Annotated in this window: 13 protein-coding genes and 1 pseudogene; 10 read left to right on the forward strand and 4 right to left on the reverse strand. The window is 76.1% G+C overall.

The genetic code is table 11. The features are described from left to right. Nucleotides 1-117 precede the first annotated feature (117 nt). Both ABWK59_RS26955 and ABWK59_RS26960 read left to right on the forward strand, forming a co-directional pair. Nucleotides 118-540 (forward strand): YjbQ family protein, encoded by a 423-nt coding sequence (locus ABWK59_RS26955; protein ID WP_354643221.1) that lies wholly within the window; start codon nt 118-120, stop codon nt 538-540. A gap of 100 nt (nt 541-640) precedes the next feature. Further along, nucleotides 641-847, forward strand: a complete 207-nt coding sequence (locus tag ABWK59_RS26960; RefSeq protein WP_354643222.1) for a hypothetical protein — start codon at nt 641-643, stop codon at nt 845-847. Nucleotides 848-871: 24 nt separating this feature from the next. Here ABWK59_RS26960 and ABWK59_RS26965 read toward each other — a convergent pair whose 3' ends face one another. Both ABWK59_RS26965 and ABWK59_RS26970 read right to left on the reverse strand, forming a co-directional pair. Next, on the reverse strand, nt 872-3874 hold the full coding sequence (locus tag ABWK59_RS26965) for an SMC family ATPase (RefSeq protein ID WP_354643223.1): 3003 nt from the start codon (nt 3872-3874) through the stop codon (nt 872-874). Nucleotides 3875-3885: 11 nt separating this feature from the next. Beyond that, nucleotides 3886-5055, reverse strand: a complete 1170-nt coding sequence (locus ABWK59_RS26970; RefSeq protein WP_354643225.1) for an exonuclease SbcCD subunit D — start codon at nt 5053-5055, stop codon at nt 3886-3888. 432 nt (nt 5056-5487) lie between these two features. On the opposite strand from ABWK59_RS26970, the gene ABWK59_RS26975 reads away from it, so the two are divergent. The 3 genes from ABWK59_RS26975 (at nt 5488) to ABWK59_RS26985 (ending at nt 8262) form a co-directional block, all read left to right on the forward strand. After that, complete coding sequence (locus ABWK59_RS26975; RefSeq protein ID WP_354643226.1) at nt 5488-6360, forward strand: hypothetical protein; 873 nt, start codon at nt 5488-5490, stop codon at nt 6358-6360. 233 nt (nt 6361-6593) lie between these two features. Then, nucleotides 6594-7205: an NUDIX domain-containing protein gene (locus ABWK59_RS26980; protein WP_354643227.1), complete on the forward strand. Its 612-nt coding sequence runs from the start codon at nt 6594-6596 to the stop codon at nt 7203-7205. A 322-nt stretch (nt 7206-7527) separates the two neighbouring features. Beyond that, nucleotides 7528-8262, forward strand: a complete 735-nt coding sequence (locus tag ABWK59_RS26985) for an SGNH/GDSL hydrolase family protein (protein ID WP_354645117.1) — start codon at nt 7528-7530, stop codon at nt 8260-8262. Between the two features lie 104 nt (nt 8263-8366). On the opposite strand, the gene ABWK59_RS26990 is transcribed toward ABWK59_RS26985, so the two are convergent. Beyond that, complete coding sequence (locus ABWK59_RS26990; protein WP_354643228.1) at nt 8367-10187, reverse strand: AMP-dependent synthetase/ligase; 1821 nt, start codon at nt 10185-10187, stop codon at nt 8367-8369. Between the two features lie 306 nt (nt 10188-10493). Between ABWK59_RS26990 and ABWK59_RS26995 the strand changes: the two genes are divergently transcribed. Genes ABWK59_RS26995 through ABWK59_RS27010 form a run of 4 tightly spaced genes read left to right on the forward strand, consistent with a single transcriptional unit; the run spans nt 10494 to nt 14698 of the window. Beyond that, nucleotides 10494-13109: a nitrate- and nitrite sensing domain-containing protein gene (locus tag ABWK59_RS26995; protein WP_354643229.1), complete on the forward strand. Its 2616-nt coding sequence runs from the start codon at nt 10494-10496 to the stop codon at nt 13107-13109. Then, a complete protein-coding gene (locus tag ABWK59_RS27000) occupies nt 13106-13531 on the forward strand; it encodes a roadblock/LC7 domain-containing protein (protein ID WP_354643230.1) in 426 nt (141 codons plus the stop codon). The genes ABWK59_RS26995 and ABWK59_RS27000 overlap by 4 nt, the downstream gene beginning before the upstream one ends. Before the next feature lie 11 nt (nt 13532-13542). Continuing rightward, nucleotides 13543-14094, forward strand: a complete 552-nt coding sequence (locus ABWK59_RS27005) for a DUF742 domain-containing protein (RefSeq protein WP_354643231.1) — start codon at nt 13543-13545, stop codon at nt 14092-14094. Next, nucleotides 14075-14698 carry a GTP-binding protein gene (locus ABWK59_RS27010; RefSeq protein ID WP_354643232.1) on the forward strand — a complete coding sequence of 208 codons (624 nt, stop codon included), beginning with the start codon at nt 14075-14077 and terminating at the stop codon, nt 14696-14698. Before ABWK59_RS27005 ends, ABWK59_RS27010 begins: the two co-directional genes overlap by 20 nt. Before the next feature lie 6 nt (nt 14699-14704). Here the strand turns inward: ABWK59_RS27010 and ABWK59_RS27015 are convergent, their stop codons facing one another. Further along, the gene (locus ABWK59_RS27015) at nt 14705-15076 is read right to left on the reverse strand and encodes a LysE family translocator (RefSeq protein WP_354643233.1); all 372 of its coding nucleotides are present in this window, start codon (nt 15074-15076) and stop codon (nt 14705-14707) included. Between ABWK59_RS27015 and ABWK59_RS27020 the strand changes: the two are divergent. Next, a pseudogene (locus ABWK59_RS27020) lies at nt 15039-15218 on the forward strand (CGNR zinc finger domain-containing protein); the annotation flags it as partial. The gene ABWK59_RS27015 and the pseudogene ABWK59_RS27020 overlap by 38 nt on opposite strands. Between the last annotated feature and the right edge of the window lie 39 nt (nt 15219-15257).

Consider the following 15257-nt stretch of genomic DNA (forward strand, 5'->3'; position numbering starts at 1 on the left):
TCACGACGACCCGATGGACCGGTGGTCCATCGGGTCCGATCCGTGCCCGCACCCGGGCGGTCCCGCTCCGGCGCGGTCCGGACGGACGGGACCTCGCCGATCGGTCAGGATGAGAGCATGCCCGACACCTTCCACTCCCTGACCTTCGAGCTCACCACCGGGACCGGCGAGGTCGCCCTCGACATCACCGACCGCTGCACCTCGTTCCTCACCACGGCGGCCGGCGGGCGGGACGGCCTGCTCAACATCTTCGTGCCGCACGCGACCGCCGGGATCGCGGTGATCGAGACCGGTGCGGGCAGCGACCACGACCTGCTCGCCCTGCTCCGCGACCTGGTCCCCGCCGACGACCGCTGGCAGCACCGCCACGGCAGCCCCGGGCACGGCCGGGACCACGTCCTGCCCGGCCTGGTCGCCCCGCACGCCACCCTGCCGGTGATCGGGGGTCAACTGGCCCTGGGCGTCTGGCAGTCCGTGGTGCTGGTGGACACCAACCGGGACAATCCGCGGCGCACCCTGCGGCTCTCCTTCCTCGGCTGACCGGCCCCGCTCCCCGGCCGGACGCCGCGGCGACCCGTACCGGACGTCCGCCCCTCGGGCGGTGATTGCGGGCCGGCGGCCACCGGGGTAGGAAGGCGGCATGACGGAGGACGACGGGGCCGTGTGCCCGCTCGGCCCGGACGGCAGCGCCGTACGGGGCCTGACCGAGGACCCGGCCGCGACCGGGCCGCGGGCCGACTGCGTGCGCTGCGGCGAGCCGACCGCGTACCCGGCCGAGCAGCCGGGGGCCACCCTCTGCCCGGTCTGCACCTGGCAGGAGGCCCAGCGCGGCGCCTGCTCCGGCTGAGCCCACCCGTCGAAGACGGCCCGGTCAGGCGTCCTCGCGGTCGGCCAGGCGCAGGGTGGACCCGTGCCGCTGCTTGTGCACCAGCAGCTGGGCGGGGATCCGGGAGCGCAGGTCGGCGACGTGACTGACGATGCCCACGGCGCGGTCCCGCTCGCGCAGCCCGTCCAGCACGTCCATCACCTCCTCCAGGGTGTGCTCGTCCAGGCTGCCGAAGCCCTCGTCGATGAACAGGGTGTCCAGCGGCATGCCGCCCGCCTCGTCGGTGACCACGTCGGCCAGCCCCAGCGCCAGCGCCAGTGAGGCGAAGAAGCTCTCGCCGCCGGAGAGGGTGGCGGTGTCCCGGTCCCGGCCCGTCCAGGCGTCGACCACCCGCAGCGACAGGCCCGAGCGCTTGTTACCCGCGACCAGCCCGTCGCTGTGCGCCAGGGTGTACCGGCCGCCGGACATCCGGACCAGCCGGTCGCTGGCCGCCGCGGCCACCTGCTCCAGCCGGGCCGCCAGCACGTACGACTCCAGGCGCATCCGCAGCGCGTTCTCCGCCGGGGCGCCGGTGACCAGGCCGGCCAGCCGGCTGATCCGGCCGTACCGCTCCAGCGCGGGGGCCAGCTCGGCGGCCAGGGCGGCCAGCAGACCGCCGATCCGGGCGAGCGCGGTACGGCGCTCCCGGGCGGCGCTCTCCTCCGCCGCGGCCTGCCGCAGCCGGTCGGTGGCCCGCCGCAGGGCGGCCTCGGCGGCGTCCGTGTCCGCGGCCGCAGCGGTGGCCGCGGCGGCCAGCTCCGGCTCGGCGAGCCGCCGCTCGGCGGCCGTCCGCGCGGACCGGACCCCGTCCAGCCGGGCCTCCAGCGCCGCCCGCTCGGCGGCCGGGAGGACGGCCGCCTCCGCCTCCGCGGGGCCGGCGAACCCCGCGCTGGCCGCCGCGCGCAGCAGCTCCCGCTCGGCCTCGGCCGACCGGTCGGCGGCCTGGGCCGTGGCGTGGGCGGCGGCCAGCGCCCCGGCCACCGCCTCCGCCAGCGCCTCCAGGGCGGCCGCCCGGGCGGCGACCGAGGGGGCGTCCCCACGGGCCTCGGCGATCCGGCCGGCCAGGCCCTCCGCCTCCACGGTCAGCGCGTTCAGCCGGGCGGCCAGCCCGGCGCCGTCCTCCCGGGCCCGGTCGAGCTGCTCCTGGTGGAGCCGCTGGTCCCGGGTCAGCCCGGCGATCCGCTGGTCCACGGCGGCCAGGCCCTCGGCGGCGGCCAGCGCCGCCCGGCGCTCCGCCTCCACCGCGGCCAGCCCGTCCGCCAGCTCCGCGGCCGTCCGGTCGCCGGCCGTTCCGGCGGCGGCCGCCTCGGCCACCCGCCGCCCGGTCAGCGCCGACTCCGCCGCCGCCAGCTCCTCCTCGGCCCGCCGCTGGGCGGCCCTGGCCGCCTGCTCGTCCGCCGCCGTCACCCGGCCCGCACCCGGGCGGGCCGGCTCCGGATGCTCGGCCGAACCGCAGACCCGGCAGCCCTCGCCCGGCACCAGCTGCCCCGCCAGCTCGGCGGCCATGCCGGCCAGCCGGCGCTCCTGCAGGTCCAGGGTGCGGGCGCGGGCGTCCTGGGCCCGGTCGCGCAGATCGAGCACGGTCGTCTCGGCGCCGGCGATCTCGGCGCGCAGCCCGTCCCGCAGCTCGGCCGCCGCCAGCCGCCCGGCCAGATCGGCCCGCAGGCCGTCCAGCCGCTCGACCGCGGCAGCCGCCTCCCGGGCGGCCGCCTGTCGCTCCTGCAGCAGCGCCAGCCGGCCGTCGAACTCGACCAGCCAGTCCCGCGCCTCCTCGGCCAGCGCCTCGGCGCGCTGCTGCTCCGTCTCCGCGTCACGGCGCTCCCGGGCCAGCCGGGCGTACCGCCGCTCGTCCTCCCGCGCCGCCTCCAGCTGGCCGCAGCGGGCCCGCAGCCGGCGCTCCGCCTCCGCCAGCTCCACGGGCCCGGCCTCGGCCAGATCGGCGTCCCGGGCCGCCAGCGCCGCCCGGCGGCCCGCCTCGGCGGCCACCGCCGCCCGGTGCGCGGCCGCCGCGGACCGGCGCAGCTGCAGCACCGACTCGACCCCCACCGCCGCCTGCGCGGCCGCCAGCCGACGGCGCTCCCCGGCCAGGGCGGACTCCGCCTCGGCCAGCCGGGCCGCCTCCCGCGCCGCAGCGCGGTACCGCTCCTGCCGGTCGGCCAGCGCGACGGCCTCCCGGTGCCGCCGCTGCGCCGCGCCGTGCCGGGCCTCCGCCGCGGCCAGCGCGCACTCCGCCCCCGCCAGCCGCTCGGCGGCACCGGACCGGAGCACCGCGGCCCAGCCGAGCGCCGCCTCGGCCGGATCGTCCTCGGCCGGCACCAGCCCGGCCGCCTCGGCCGCGACCGGACCGGCCGCCTCCTCGGCCCGGCCCACCAGATCCCGCAGCCGCCTCCGACCGTCCTGCACGGCGGCCTCCTGGGCGAGCCGCTGGTCGGCCATCCACCGCTCCAGCAGCCCGAACCGCTCCGTCTCGAACAGCCGGCCGAGCAGCTCCGCCCGCTGCTTGGTGTCGGCCCGCAGGAACCGCGCGAAATCGCCCTGCGGCAGCAGCACCACCTGGCAGAACTGCTCCCGGCTCATCCCGATCAGCCGGCGCAGCTCCTCCCCGGCCTCCTGGTGGGACCGGCTCAGCGCCGACCAGCCCGGGGTGCCGCCGCCGGTGTCCGCGACCCACTCGCGCAGCAGCGTCTGCGCCTTCTCCACGGTGGTGCCGCCGCCGCGCTTCTTGGGGCGCGGCTGCTCCGGCCGACGGGTGATCTCCAGCCGGCGGCCGCCCAGGGTCAGCTCCAGCACCACCTCGGTCGGCCGGGCCGGGTCGGCGTGGTCGCTGCGCAGCGGATTGCCCCGCCGCGCACCCGGCACCTCGCCGTAGACGGCGTAGCAGACCGCGTCCAGCACGCTGCTCTTGCCGGCGCCGGTCGCCCCGCGCAGCAGGAACAGCCCGCCGGAGGCCAGCCGGTCGAAGTCCACCCGCTCGCTGCCCGCGAACGGGCCGAACGCGGTCACCGTCATCGCGTGCAGCCTCACCGCACCGCCTCCCGCTCCCGGTCGCCCGCCTGCCGGACGTGCTCCAGCCCCGCCGCCAGCCAGCCGTGCTCCACGGTGTCCAGCTCCCGGCCAGGACGGACGTGCCGTACGAACCCCTCCGCGATCTCCAGGTCCGTCCGCCCGCTGACCCGCGCCGCGTACGAGCCGCCGCCCTCCTCTGGGGCGCCCTCCGGCTCGAACAGCAGCTGCAGGGTGTGCGGGAAGCGGCGGCGCAGCTCCTCCATCGGCCCGGCCGGGCGGACCGGATCGGTCAGTGTCGCCTGCACCCAGGACTCCTCGTGCCGGGCCAGCGCCGGATCCTCCAGCAGCTCCGCGAGCCGGCCGCGCAGCCGGGCCAGCGGCCGCGGCACCGGACAGTCCACCCGCTCGGCGGCCACCGAGCCGTCCGCCGCCAGGTCGACCATCCACATCGTCTTGCGGTGGTCCGCCTCGGAGAACGAGTACGCCAGCGGCGAGCCGCTGTACCGCAGGTGCGGGGCCAGCGTCTGGCAGCCGTGCAGGTGGCCCAGCGCCGCGTAGTGCACCCCGTCGAACACCGATGCCGGGACGGACGCCACCCCGCCCACCGTGATGTCCCGCTCGCTGTCGCTCGCCTCGCCGCCGGTCACGAACGCGTGCGCCAGCACCACCGCCCGGGTCCCCGCGGGGCGCCCGGCCAGGTCCGCGCGGACCGCGTCCATCGCCGCGCCCAGCACCCGGTCGTGCCCGCCCCGGTCCAGCCCGAACCGCTCCCGGACCAGCGCCGGCTCCAGGTACGGCAGCCCGTACACCGCGACCGGCCCGTGCTCGTCCGCCAGCAGCACCGGGTCGGCGCAGCCGTCCGGATCCGTCCGCAGGTGGATGCCGGCGCGGTCGATCAGCCGGGAGCCCACGCCCAGCCGGCGGGCCGAGTCGTGGTTGCCGCTGATGAACACCGTCGGCACCCCTAGGCCGGCCAGCCGCACCAGCACGTCGTCGAACAGCGCCACCGCCTCCAGACCCGGCAGCGCCCGGTCGTAGACGTCCCCCGCGACCAGCACGGCGTCCACCCGCTCCGACCGGACGGTCTCCACCAGGTGGTCCAGGAACGCGCGCTGGGCTTCGTGCAGGCTCTCCCGGTGGAAGTTGCGCCCCAGGTGCCAGTCGGAGGTATGCAGCAGTCGCATGGTCGAAGACCCTAACCCGCCCCGCCGACAACCCCGGACCACAGCCGACGAACGGGAACCCGTACGTAACCGGGCACCCCAAGGAGCGGTGGAGTCCGTACGTAATCGGGCACCCCTCGGGGCGCGGGGAACTGCGCGAGTCCGGGAGGTACCCCACCGGGTCGCCGGGCTCGGAGGGCAGACGTCAGCTGGGGTGCCGTTGCGTGCGCGTACGTAGCCGCGCCCCTTGCGGGCCGCCCTTTGCGTTCGGTTGCCGAGAGTGATTGTCGGTGACGCTGTGTATGGTTCCGGGCGTGGGTGTGTCCGGCGGGGGTGCGCCCCGGAGTGAGGGGAGTGCTGATGTCCAGGTACCGCAGCAGTAGTGGCCACCCGCGTCGCGGCGGCCCCACCCCCGGCCCCGGGCGGGTAGTCGGCGGGGGGCCGTCGCGCGGGGTGTCCTTCCCGCAGCCGGTCGCGCTGGCGGTGGCCGCCGAGGCGGGCGACTTCGAGCGGCTCCGGCGGCACCGTCTCTTCGGGTCCGCCGATCACCCCTCCTACCTGCGTCGGACGGAGGCCCAGCTCCGGGCTCTCCGGGGTGGGGGCCTCGCCGTCCACCTGCGGTTGCTGGACGCGGTCGGCTTCGAGGCGTTCTGTGCCGCGCGCCTGCTGAGCCCGGGGGATCCGGCGGCCCGGGTGGCGTTCGCGGCGGATCCGGAGTACCCGGGGGATCCCTTCGTCTACGCGGGGGAGCGGCTGCCGGAGCTGCTGCCCGCGCTGGTCGGCGACCACCGGGCGCGGCTGCGGATCGCTGCCGGGTGCGCCGCGCTCCTTGCGGCGGTGGGGGAGTGCGGCGAGCGGGCGGCGGCGCTGCTGGCGTACGCGGCGGAGCTGTACCTGGCGCTGGCCGCCGGCGCGGGCGGCGGCCGCCACCGTCTGGAGCTGCGAGCGGACGCCCCGGCGACCACCCCGTCATCCGCCGAGCTGTCGGCCGAGGCGGAGCTGACCGCCGACGGCCGCCGGCGGCTGATCGTCCGGGGGCGGGAGTCGGAGGCGTTCTGTGTGACGCTGGCGGCGGTCCTCGCCGGGTCCGGCCCCGGCGAGCTGCTGCTGTTCAGCGACCCGCTCGCCCCCCTCCCCCCGCTCGCCGCGGCGGAACCCGGAGCGGTGGAGCTCCGCGGCTGGTCGGTGGCGGCCGGCCGGCTCCATCCGCTCACCGCCTTCGAGGTCCAGGCCCTGTGTGCCTCCGAGGAGCCGACCGGCCCGCCCCCGGTGATCGCGAGGGACGGGTTCCCGCTGCCCCCGCCGCCGGGGGCGGAGGGTGGCTGAGTCGGTGGCCCGGGTGCCGGTGAGCGGTCCGCGGTCCCGGTCGACCGTCAGGCCGCGGCCGTGCCCCGGGCGGCGGGTCAGGACTGTTCATCGACTGCCTGTTCGGGGAAGATCAACAGTCGGAGCGCGTGCTGGCCCCCACCCCGCCGGCTCCCGGGCCGTCCCGGTCGGCGCGGTCCCGTCGTCTTCGCACCGCGCATCCGGCGGGCCCGATAGCGGAGGGGGACGGAGCCATGAGCCGTATCGAGTACAGCGCCGAGATCGCCGAACTGCTCGGCCGGGTGCGGCGCCGTCCGACCGCGACCTGGCCGTGGCGTCCGGGCGAGCCGGTGCCGCCGGGGCTGCCGGTCAAGCAGTCCTGGGGCTGGCTGTTCGCGCCGGACGGGCGGGTGCTCACCCTGGTCAACCCCAAGGACGGCATCGTCAGCCTGCCCGGCGGCTCGCTGGAGCCGGAGGACGAGGGCGACCCGGGTGCGGCGCTGGCCCGGGAGGCGGGGGAGGAGGCGCGGGCCGTGATCGGCCGCCCGCACTACCTCGGGTACCTCTACGACCGGGTGGGCTCGGCGAACGGCGGGCACGAGTGCGCGCGGGTCCGGATGGCCGCCGCGCTGTACGGGGTCGGGCCGACCGCGCCGGATCCCGCCTCCGGGCGGCACTACCGCCGGCTGCTGGTGGCTCCGGGCCTGGCGGTGGAGCTGCTCGGCTGGGGCCTCCCCGGTCTGCGGCAGGCCCGGGTGGCGGTGGCCGCCGCCGTCCGGTACCTCGGCGTGCCCGCTTCCGCCAACGAGGCCATCGAGGAGCTGCCCCCGGGCGGCTGCGCCCTCCAGCCCACCCCGGCCGGCTGAGCGACCGTCACCCCGGCCCCGCCCGCCCCGCCCGCCCGCAGCGGGACCCCCCGTACCCGGCCCCTCGTCAACCCGGCGTGTCCCCTGACCCACCTCCGCGGGTGTCCTGTCCACCCCGCCTGAACAGCGGTTCTGTCGACCATCCGTGAGACTCCGTCAACAACTTTGGCATGAGCGCTTCCCGGCCAGGCTACTGCCTGGTATCAAAAATGTGACCCGCGTCACTGTGACCCGCGTCACTTCAGTGGAGGTGCCCGTGCGCCCTGCCCGTCGCGTCGTGTCCGTCGCCACCACGGCGATCCTTCTCTCCCTGACCACCCTCATGAGCGCCACCGACGCCTTCGCGGCGTCGGAGCGCTACGCCGCCCTCGGGGACTCCTACTCGGCCGGCGTCGGCGCCGGCAGCTACACGAGTGAGAGCGGCGGCTGCAAGCGCAGCACCAAGGCCTACCCCTACCTCTGGAAGAACGCCCACGCGCCGGCCGCGTTCGCCTTCGCGGCCTGTTCGGGGGCGAGAACCGGCGACGTCCTCAACAACCAGCTGTCCGTGCTCGACTCCTCGACCACCCTGATCAGCATCACCATCGGAGGCAACGACGCGGGCTTCGCGAGCACCATGCAGACCTGCGTCCTGGAGAGCGACAGCTCCTGCCTGGCGGCGGTGGACGCGGCCAAGAACTACGCCACCACCACCCTGCCCGGCAAGCTGGACCAGGTGTACTCGGCGATCCACAGCAAGGCGCCCAACGCCCACGTGGTGGTGCTCGGCTACCCGCACCTCTACCAGGTGCCCGGCTCCTGCATCCTCGGGATCTCGGACACCAAGCGCCGGGCCATCAACGGCGCCGCCGACGTCCTGGACGACGTGATCTCCAAGCGCGCCGCCAACGCCGGCTTCACCTACCAGGACGTCCGCAACGCCTTCGCCACCCACGAGATCTGCGGCAGCAGCACCCGCTGGCTCAACAGCACCACCCTGCCGGTCGACGAGAGCTACCACCCCAACGCGGCCGGCCAGTCCGGCGGCTACCTCCCGTCCTTCACCGCCGGCGCCTGATCCACCGAGCCGACCGACCCGAGGAGCCGGCCGACCCGCAGAGAGCCGGCCGAGCCGGTCGGCGGAGTCCGGTCCGGGGGCGCTCACCCGCCCCGGGCCGGGCCCTACCCGTGGTAGAGCTCCTCGATGTCCGCCGCGTAGTGGTCGGCGATCGCGTGCCGGCGGAGTTTCAGGGACGGGGTGAGCAGACCGTCGTCGAGGCTGAACTCCCGGGGCAGCAGCCGGAAGGCGCGGATCGACTCGGCCCGCGACACGGTGGTGTTCGCGGCGGCCACCGCCCGCTGGATCTCGGCGTGCAGTTCGCCGTCGGAGAGCGCCGCCCAGATGTCCAGCTGTTCCCGGCCGCGGACCTTCAGCCAGTGGGCGAGGGCCTGGGCGTCCAGGGTGATCAGCGCGGCCACGTACGGCCGGTCGTCGCCCACCACCAGGCACTGCGCGACCAGCGGGTGGGCCCGGACCCGTTCCTCCAGCGCGGAGGGCGCGAGGTTCTTGCCGCTGCTGGTGATGATGAGTTCCTTCTTGCGGCCGGTGATGGTGAGGTAGCCGTCCCCGTCCAGCGAGCCGATGTCGCCGGTGGCCAGCCAGCCGTCGTAGAGCGCGTCGGCGGTGCACTGCGGGTGGTTGAGGTAGCCGCCGAAGACGCCGGGCCCGCGGACCCACACCTCGCCGTCCTCGCCGATCGCCACCGAGGCCCCGGGTACCGGCCGCCCGACGGTGCCGAAGCTGGGCTTGCCCGCCGGGTTGGCGGTGATCGCGGCGGAGGTCTCGGTGAGCCCGTACCCCTCGTACACCGTCATGCCGGCGCCGGCGAAGAACAGTCCGAGGTCGCGGCTGAGGCTGGAGCCGCCGCACATCACGCTGCGCACCCGGCCGCCGAGCACCCCGCGCAGCCGGGAGTACACCAGCCGGTCGTAGGCGGCGTGCCGGATCCGCAGCGCGGGGCTCGGGCCCGGGCCGCGGCCGAGGCCGCGCTGCTCGCGGGCGGCGGCCCAGGTGGTGGCCACCTCCACGGCCTGTTCGAACAGCTCCAGCCGGCCGTCGAGTTCGGCGGCCTCGCGGGCCCGCTGGTAGATCTTCTCGAAGATGTAGGGGACGGCGTGCAGGAAGGTGGACCGGAAGGTGGCCAGCGCCGGCAGCAGGGTGTCGGTGCCGAGCTGTCCGTGGTGGCCGATCCGGATACCGCCGCGGAACGCCGCCACCTGCACCATCCGGCCGTACACATGGGCCAGCGGCAGGAAGATCAGGGTGGCCGGCGGCACTCCGCCGGTGTCCTGGAACACCTCGCCCCAGCCGGCCAGCAGGGCGTCGGCCGCGCCGGCGAAGTTGCCGTGGGTGAGCAGACAGCCCTTGGGGCGTCCGGTGGTGCCGGAGGTGTAGATGACGGTGGCCACGGTGTCCGGGGTGACGCCCAGGCGCTGACGGTGGACCAGCGAGTCCGGCACGCCGCGGCCGTCCGCGACCAGCTCGGCCACGCAGTCCTGGTCGAGCTGCCAGATCCCGGTCAGGTCGGGCAGTGCGTCGCAGACCGCGCCGACGGTCATCGCGTGGTCCTCGTGCTCCACCACGCAGGCCACCGCCTGGGTCTCGGCGAGGATCCAGCGGACCTGCTCGGCGGCGGCCGTCGGGTACACCGGCACGCTGATCGCGCCGATCGACCAGAGCGCGTAGTCGAACAGCGCCCACTCGTACCGGGTGGTGGACATCACCGCCACCCGGTCGCCGTACCGCACCCCGCGGGTGAGCAGGCCCTTGGCCAGGGCCAGCACCTCGTCCCGGAACCGCAGCGCGGTCACCGGCAGCCAGTCCCCGTCCTGCCGGCGGGAGAGCTGTACCAGGCCGGGGTCGCGGTCCGCGGTGTCGTACACCGAGTCGGCCAGGCCGCCGACCGACCCGTCGGTCAGGGCAGGGCTGCTGAACTCGCGCACGAAACCCCCGATCCCGTGTCCCGGGCCTCACGCGCGCCCGGAGCGGATGGCTGCGAAGGTACCGGATCACCGATCCGCTGCCCAGAGCCGTCGGCCCCCGGTGCGGCAATCGGCACGTGCCAGTTCGTCGAGTGCCGCGCGGCGGGCCCGCGCGCCCGGGCGGCCGGGCCGCAAAACGGGACGATCCGGGCAGGCTTCCGGGCAATGGACGTTCACCCTTCGAACGGGTGGTCATCCAGTAGTAAGCTCGCGCAGCCCGTACCGCACCCCTGTCCGCGCCTGGCGAAAACCCCGACCGAGGACCCCATGCGTCTGCGCCGCAGCTCGATCCGCGCGAGGATCATCGCGCTGCTCATGGTGCCCATCGTGGCGCTCAGCGGGCTGTGGGTCTACGCGACCCTGGTGACCACGGGCGACGCCTGGAGCCAGCTGGAACTGAGCGACACCTACAAGGCGTTCGGCGACCCCGCCGACCAGTACGCCGAGGACCTCCAGGCCGAGCGGCTGGCCGCCGTGCTGAGACTCGCCGATCCCGGCTCCGGGCCCGCCGCCGAGGCCTACAAGCAGGCCCAGACCGTCACCGACCGGGACCTCCAACTGCTGCGCTACCTGGCGAACGGCAGCGACGCCGGCAAGCTCGACCCCGAGCAGCGCGTCCGCCTCCAGGACCTGCTCGCCCTCGGCGAGCAGCTCAACGCCATCCGCAGCCAGGTCGGCCAGGGCCGGGAGGCCTGGGACTACGCCCTCAAGGACTACAGCGACCTCATCCAGCCGGTCTTCTCCTTCCGTGCGGCCTTCGTCAGCAAGCAGACCGGCAAGCTCCCCCGCCAGGGCACCCTGCTGATCGAGCTGGCCCGCGCCCGCGAGTACCTGGCCCGGGAGGCCGCCGCCATGCGGGGGCTGCGGACCGGCCCGATGGACGAGCGCAAGGTCCAGGTCGCCCTGGACAGCATGCACAGCCAGCAGGCGCTGTTCCGGATCTACGTCGCCGAACTCGACCAGCGCGACAAGCAGGCCTACGACAACCTCCGCACCAGCGTCGCCTGGACGGTGCTGACCAGCTCCGAGCGGGCCTTCGAGGACAGCGCCGACCGCGCCCGCGAGGTCCGCAGCAGCAGCGAGGACCCCTGGCACTCCACCGCCGACCGGGTGCTGGACGACCTGTCCGCGCTCAACGACCGGCTGGCCTCGGCGATCGGCGAGCGGGCCCGCGCGTACGCGGTCAACGCGCTGGTGCAGGGCGGCATCGCCGGTGTGGTCGGCCTCGGCGCGGTGGTGCTCTCCATCCTGATCTCCTTCCGGATCGGCCGGGGCCTGGCCCGCGAGCTGGTCGGCCTGCGCAACGCGGCCCTGGACCTGTCCGGCACCCGGCTGCCCTCGGTGATGCTGCGGCTGCGCCGCGGCGAGCCGGTGGACGTGGCCTCCGAGGTGCCCGAGCTGGACTTCGGCTCGGCCGAGATCGGCCAGGTCGGCCGGGCCTTCAACGACGTCCAGCGGGCCGCCGTCGGGGCGGTGGTCGAGCAGGCCGAGCTGCGCCGCGGCGTGGCCGCCGTCTTCGTCAACCTGGCCCGCCGCAGCCAGGTGCTGCTGCACCGCCAGCTGACCCTGCTGGACACCATGGAGCGGCGCACCGAGGACCCGCGGGAGCTGGAGGACCTGTTCCGGCTGGACCACCTGACCACCCGTATGCGCCGGCACGCCGAGGGTCTGATCATCCTCTCCGGCGGCTCGCCCGGCCGGGCCTGGCGCAAGCCGGTGCGGATGGTGGACGTGGTGCGCGCGGCGGTCGGCGAGGTCGAGGACTACGCGCGGGTGATCGTCCGCCCGTTCCCGGGCACCGGCCTGCTCGGCAGCTCCGTCGCGGACGTCACCCACCTGATCGCCGAGCTGGTCGAGAACGCCACCGTCTACTCCCCGCCGCAGACCCAGGTCACCGTCCAGGGCGAGGTGGTCGCGCACGGCTTCTGCCTGGAGATCGACGACCGCGGGCTCGGCCTGAGCGAGCAGGCGCTGGAGGAGATCAACCAGCGGCTCGCGGTGGAGCAGGAGTTCGACCTCGCCGACACCGACCGGCTCGGCCTGTTCGTGGTCAGCCGGCTGGCCCGCCGGCACGGCATCCGGGTGCACCTGCGGCCCTCGCCGTACGGGGGCACCACGGCCGTCGTGCTGATTCCGCGCGAGCTGCTCGCCGAGGCCGTCGACGTGGTACCGGAGCCGACCGCGGCCCGGACCGCCGCGGAGAGCGCCCCGGCCGTCCCCGTCACCCCCGTCACCCCCGCCGCCCCGCCCGGGCAGCGGCCGGCCCGGGCGGCGCGCCGGGTGGGCGGCCCCCGCCCGGCCGCGGTGGAGCCCGCCGCGACCCCCGGCGGCCTGCCGCGCCGACGGACCGCCGCCGAGGTCGCGGCCGCAGCACCCGACGGCACCGGGCGCCACCGGCGCGCCGACAGCCCGGCCGAGGAGCAGGCCCCGCCCGCCGGGGTCCCGCACGCCGCCCCGGCCGCCGGACCGGGCGGGCTGCCCCGCCGGGTGCGGCAGGCCAGCCTGGCGCCGCAGCTGAAGGAGGCCGCCGCCGAGCGGGCCGCCGCCGGTGCTGGCACCGGAACCGAGCGGGAGCGCGAGCGCAGCCCCGAGGAGGCCCGGGCCACCTTCGCCTCCTTCCAGCGCGGCTTCCAGCGCGGCCGCGGCGACCGGCTCCAGCCGGCCTCGCTCACCGTCGTCCCGACCCCGCCCGGCCTCGCGCCCGTGGTGGACCGGACCTTCGCCCCGCCCCAGTTGCGGGCCCTGCCGTCGGCCCGGGTGCCGGCGGCGCTCCCCGCGGCACCCGCCGCACCGGGGGACCGGCAGCCGCCGGACACCCCGGACCGACCCTCGCCCCAGGCAGAACCTGCACAACCCGCACCAGCGGAAGGAACCGAAACATGAGCACGACTGCACGGCCGTCCGGAGACCTCGACTGGCTCCTGGACGACTTGGTGGGCCGTGTCGCGACGCTGAGGCATGCGGTGATCCTGTCCAGCGACGGGCTGGCGACCGGCGTCTCCAGCGGCCTCGCCCGCGAGGACGCCGAGCACCTGGCCGCCGTGGCGGCCGGATTCCACAGCCTGGCCAAGGGGGCCGGACGGCACTTCCAGGTCGGCGGCGTCCGGCAGACCATGGTCGAGCTGGACGAGGCGTTCCTGTTCATCACCGCGGCCGGCGACGGCAGCTGCCTGGCCGTGCTGAGCGACGCCGAGTCGGACGTCGGCCAGATCGCGTACGAGATGGCCCTGCTGGTCAAGCGGGTCGGAGAGCACCTGGCCGCCGAGCCGCGGACCGAGACCGAGACCGCCCCGCCGGGGAGATGAGGGATCCGATCATGGAGGAAGCCGCCCCCGAGCCCGACCTCGCCGAGGCCGGGACCGAGGAGACCGCCGCCGCGCCGGCCACCCATCCGGTGGCCGGCGGGCCGGCGGCCCGGGAATCCGAGCACGAGGAGCCGGAGGACGAGGGCGCCGAGCCGTTCGTCGACCTCTTCGCGCCCCGCACGCCCGTGGACGACCGCTGGTTCGACGACGACGCGGGCCCGGTGGTGCGGCTGTTCTCGATGACGAGGGGCCGGGCCCGGCCCGCCGAGGACGGCCTCTTCGACCTGATCTCCCTGGTACGGGCCACCGCCCCGGCCGGCCGGCCCGCCCCGGACCTCCACCTGGACCCGGAGCACCACGCGATCCTGGAGCTCTGCCGCGACGAACCACTGAGCGTCGCCGAGCTCGGCTCGTACACCGACCTGCCGGTCAGCGTGGTCCGGGTGCTGCTCGGGGATCTGCTGGACGCCGAGCTGATCGGCGTCACCCGGCCGGTCCGGATCGCCCAGCTGCCCGACGAGCGCCTGCTGCGGAGCGTGATCAATGGCCTCCGCGCACTCTGACGCCGCGCCGCGCGCCGCCGGCGGTCCCGGTGCCGCCGGCGCGCCCGCGTCGGCCTGGGGGGACGTCGCCCTCAAGATCCTGGTGGCCGGCGGGTTCGGGGCCGGCAAGACCACCCTGGTGGGCGCGGTGAGCGAGATCCGCCCGCTCCGCACCGAGGAACTGCTGAGCGAGCGCGGCCGGCCGGTGGACGACACCGCCGGGGTCGAGGCCAAGCGCACCACCACGGTGGCGATGGACTTCGGCCGGATCGACCTCGGCCCGGGCCTCGCCCTCTACCTCTTCGGCACGCCCGGGCAGGACCGCTTCTGGTTCGTCTGGGACGACCTGGCGCGCGGGGCACTGGGCGCGGTGGTGATCGCCGACACCCGGCGGCTGGCCGACTGCTTCCCGTCGGTGGACTTCTTCGAGCAGCGCGGCATCCCTTTCCTGGTGGCGGTCAACTGCTTCGAGGGCACCGAGGTGTTCGCGCCCGAGGACGTCCGGACCGCGCTGGACCTCGACCCCGGCGTGCCGGTGCTGCTCTGCGACGCCCGCCGCCGCGAGGACGGCAAGGAACTCCTGGCCCGCCTGGTCGAACACGCCGCCGCCCTCGGACGCGGCTGAGACCCGTCAGGCCGCCACGGCCCGGAGGCCGAGGGCGAGCAGCACGACCGAGCCGACCCGGGCGGCCGCGGTCCTGCACCCGGGACGCGCCACGAGGTGTGAGGCGCGCCGCAGGAGCAGGGCCCAACCGAACAGCCAGACCGTCATCAGCAGGGCGTGGGCGGTGGCGAGGGCCAGGATCTGACCCCCGACCGGCCCGGCGGGATCGACGAACTGGGGCACCAGGGTCAGCTGGATCGACGCCGCCTTCGGGTTGAGCAGGTTGGCGAGGGCGGCCCGGCGGTAGACCGGTTCCCGCTGGGACGGGGTCTGCCCAGGGCCGGCGGGCCGGGCGGCCGGCGTCAGCGGCCCGGAGCGCGCACAACTGCGCGCCTGCACCGCGCCCCGCTGCGTGCGCTACTTCGTCAAGTCCCACGGGCGGCAGGAGTGGTGCAAGTCGTCCTGCGGCAACCGGGCCCGCACCGCCCGCCACCACCAGCGCCAGCGCCGGACGGCCGACGGCGGCCCCGCCGCCTCCTGACCCCGGCGTCCACCGCGGGATTCCGGCCGCCCGCGTGGC

This window comes from Kitasatospora sp. HUAS MG31 (assembly GCF_040571325.1).
Lineage (GTDB): Bacteria > Actinomycetota > Actinomycetes > Streptomycetales > Streptomycetaceae > Kitasatospora > Kitasatospora camelliae.

What these genes read in the sequence shown, in the direction of transcription:
- ABWK59_RS26955 (WP_354643221.1), top strand. Translation starts at nt 118, where the DNA reads ATGCCCGACACCTTCCACTCCCTGACCTTCGAGCTCACCACCGGGACC.
- ABWK59_RS27005 (WP_354643231.1), top strand. Translation starts at nt 13,543, where the DNA reads ATGGAGGAAGCCGCCCCCGAGCCCGACCTCGCCGAGGCCGGGACCGAG.
- ABWK59_RS26980 (WP_354643227.1), top strand. Translation starts at nt 6,594, where the DNA reads ATGAGCCGTATCGAGTACAGCGCCGAGATCGCCGAACTGCTCGGCCGG.
- ABWK59_RS27000 (WP_354643230.1), top strand. Translation starts at nt 13,106, where the DNA reads ATGAGCACGACTGCACGGCCGTCCGGAGACCTCGACTGGCTCCTGGAC.
- ABWK59_RS26960 (WP_354643222.1), top strand. Translation starts at nt 641, where the DNA reads ATGACGGAGGACGACGGGGCCGTGTGCCCGCTCGGCCCGGACGGCAGC.
- ABWK59_RS26995 (WP_354643229.1), top strand. Translation starts at nt 10,494, where the DNA reads ATGCGTCTGCGCCGCAGCTCGATCCGCGCGAGGATCATCGCGCTGCTC.
- ABWK59_RS26970 (WP_354643225.1), bottom strand. Translation starts at nt 5,055, where the DNA reads ATGCGACTGCTGCATACCTCCGACTGGCACCTGGGGCGCAACTTCCAC.
- ABWK59_RS26985 (WP_354645117.1), top strand. Translation starts at nt 7,528, where the DNA reads ATGAGCGCCACCGACGCCTTCGCGGCGTCGGAGCGCTACGCCGCCCTC.
- ABWK59_RS26965 (WP_354643223.1), bottom strand. Translation starts at nt 3,874, where the DNA reads ATGACGGTGACCGCGTTCGGCCCGTTCGCGGGCAGCGAGCGGGTGGAC.
- ABWK59_RS27010 (WP_354643232.1), top strand. Translation starts at nt 14,075, where the DNA reads ATGGCCTCCGCGCACTCTGACGCCGCGCCGCGCGCCGCCGGCGGTCCC.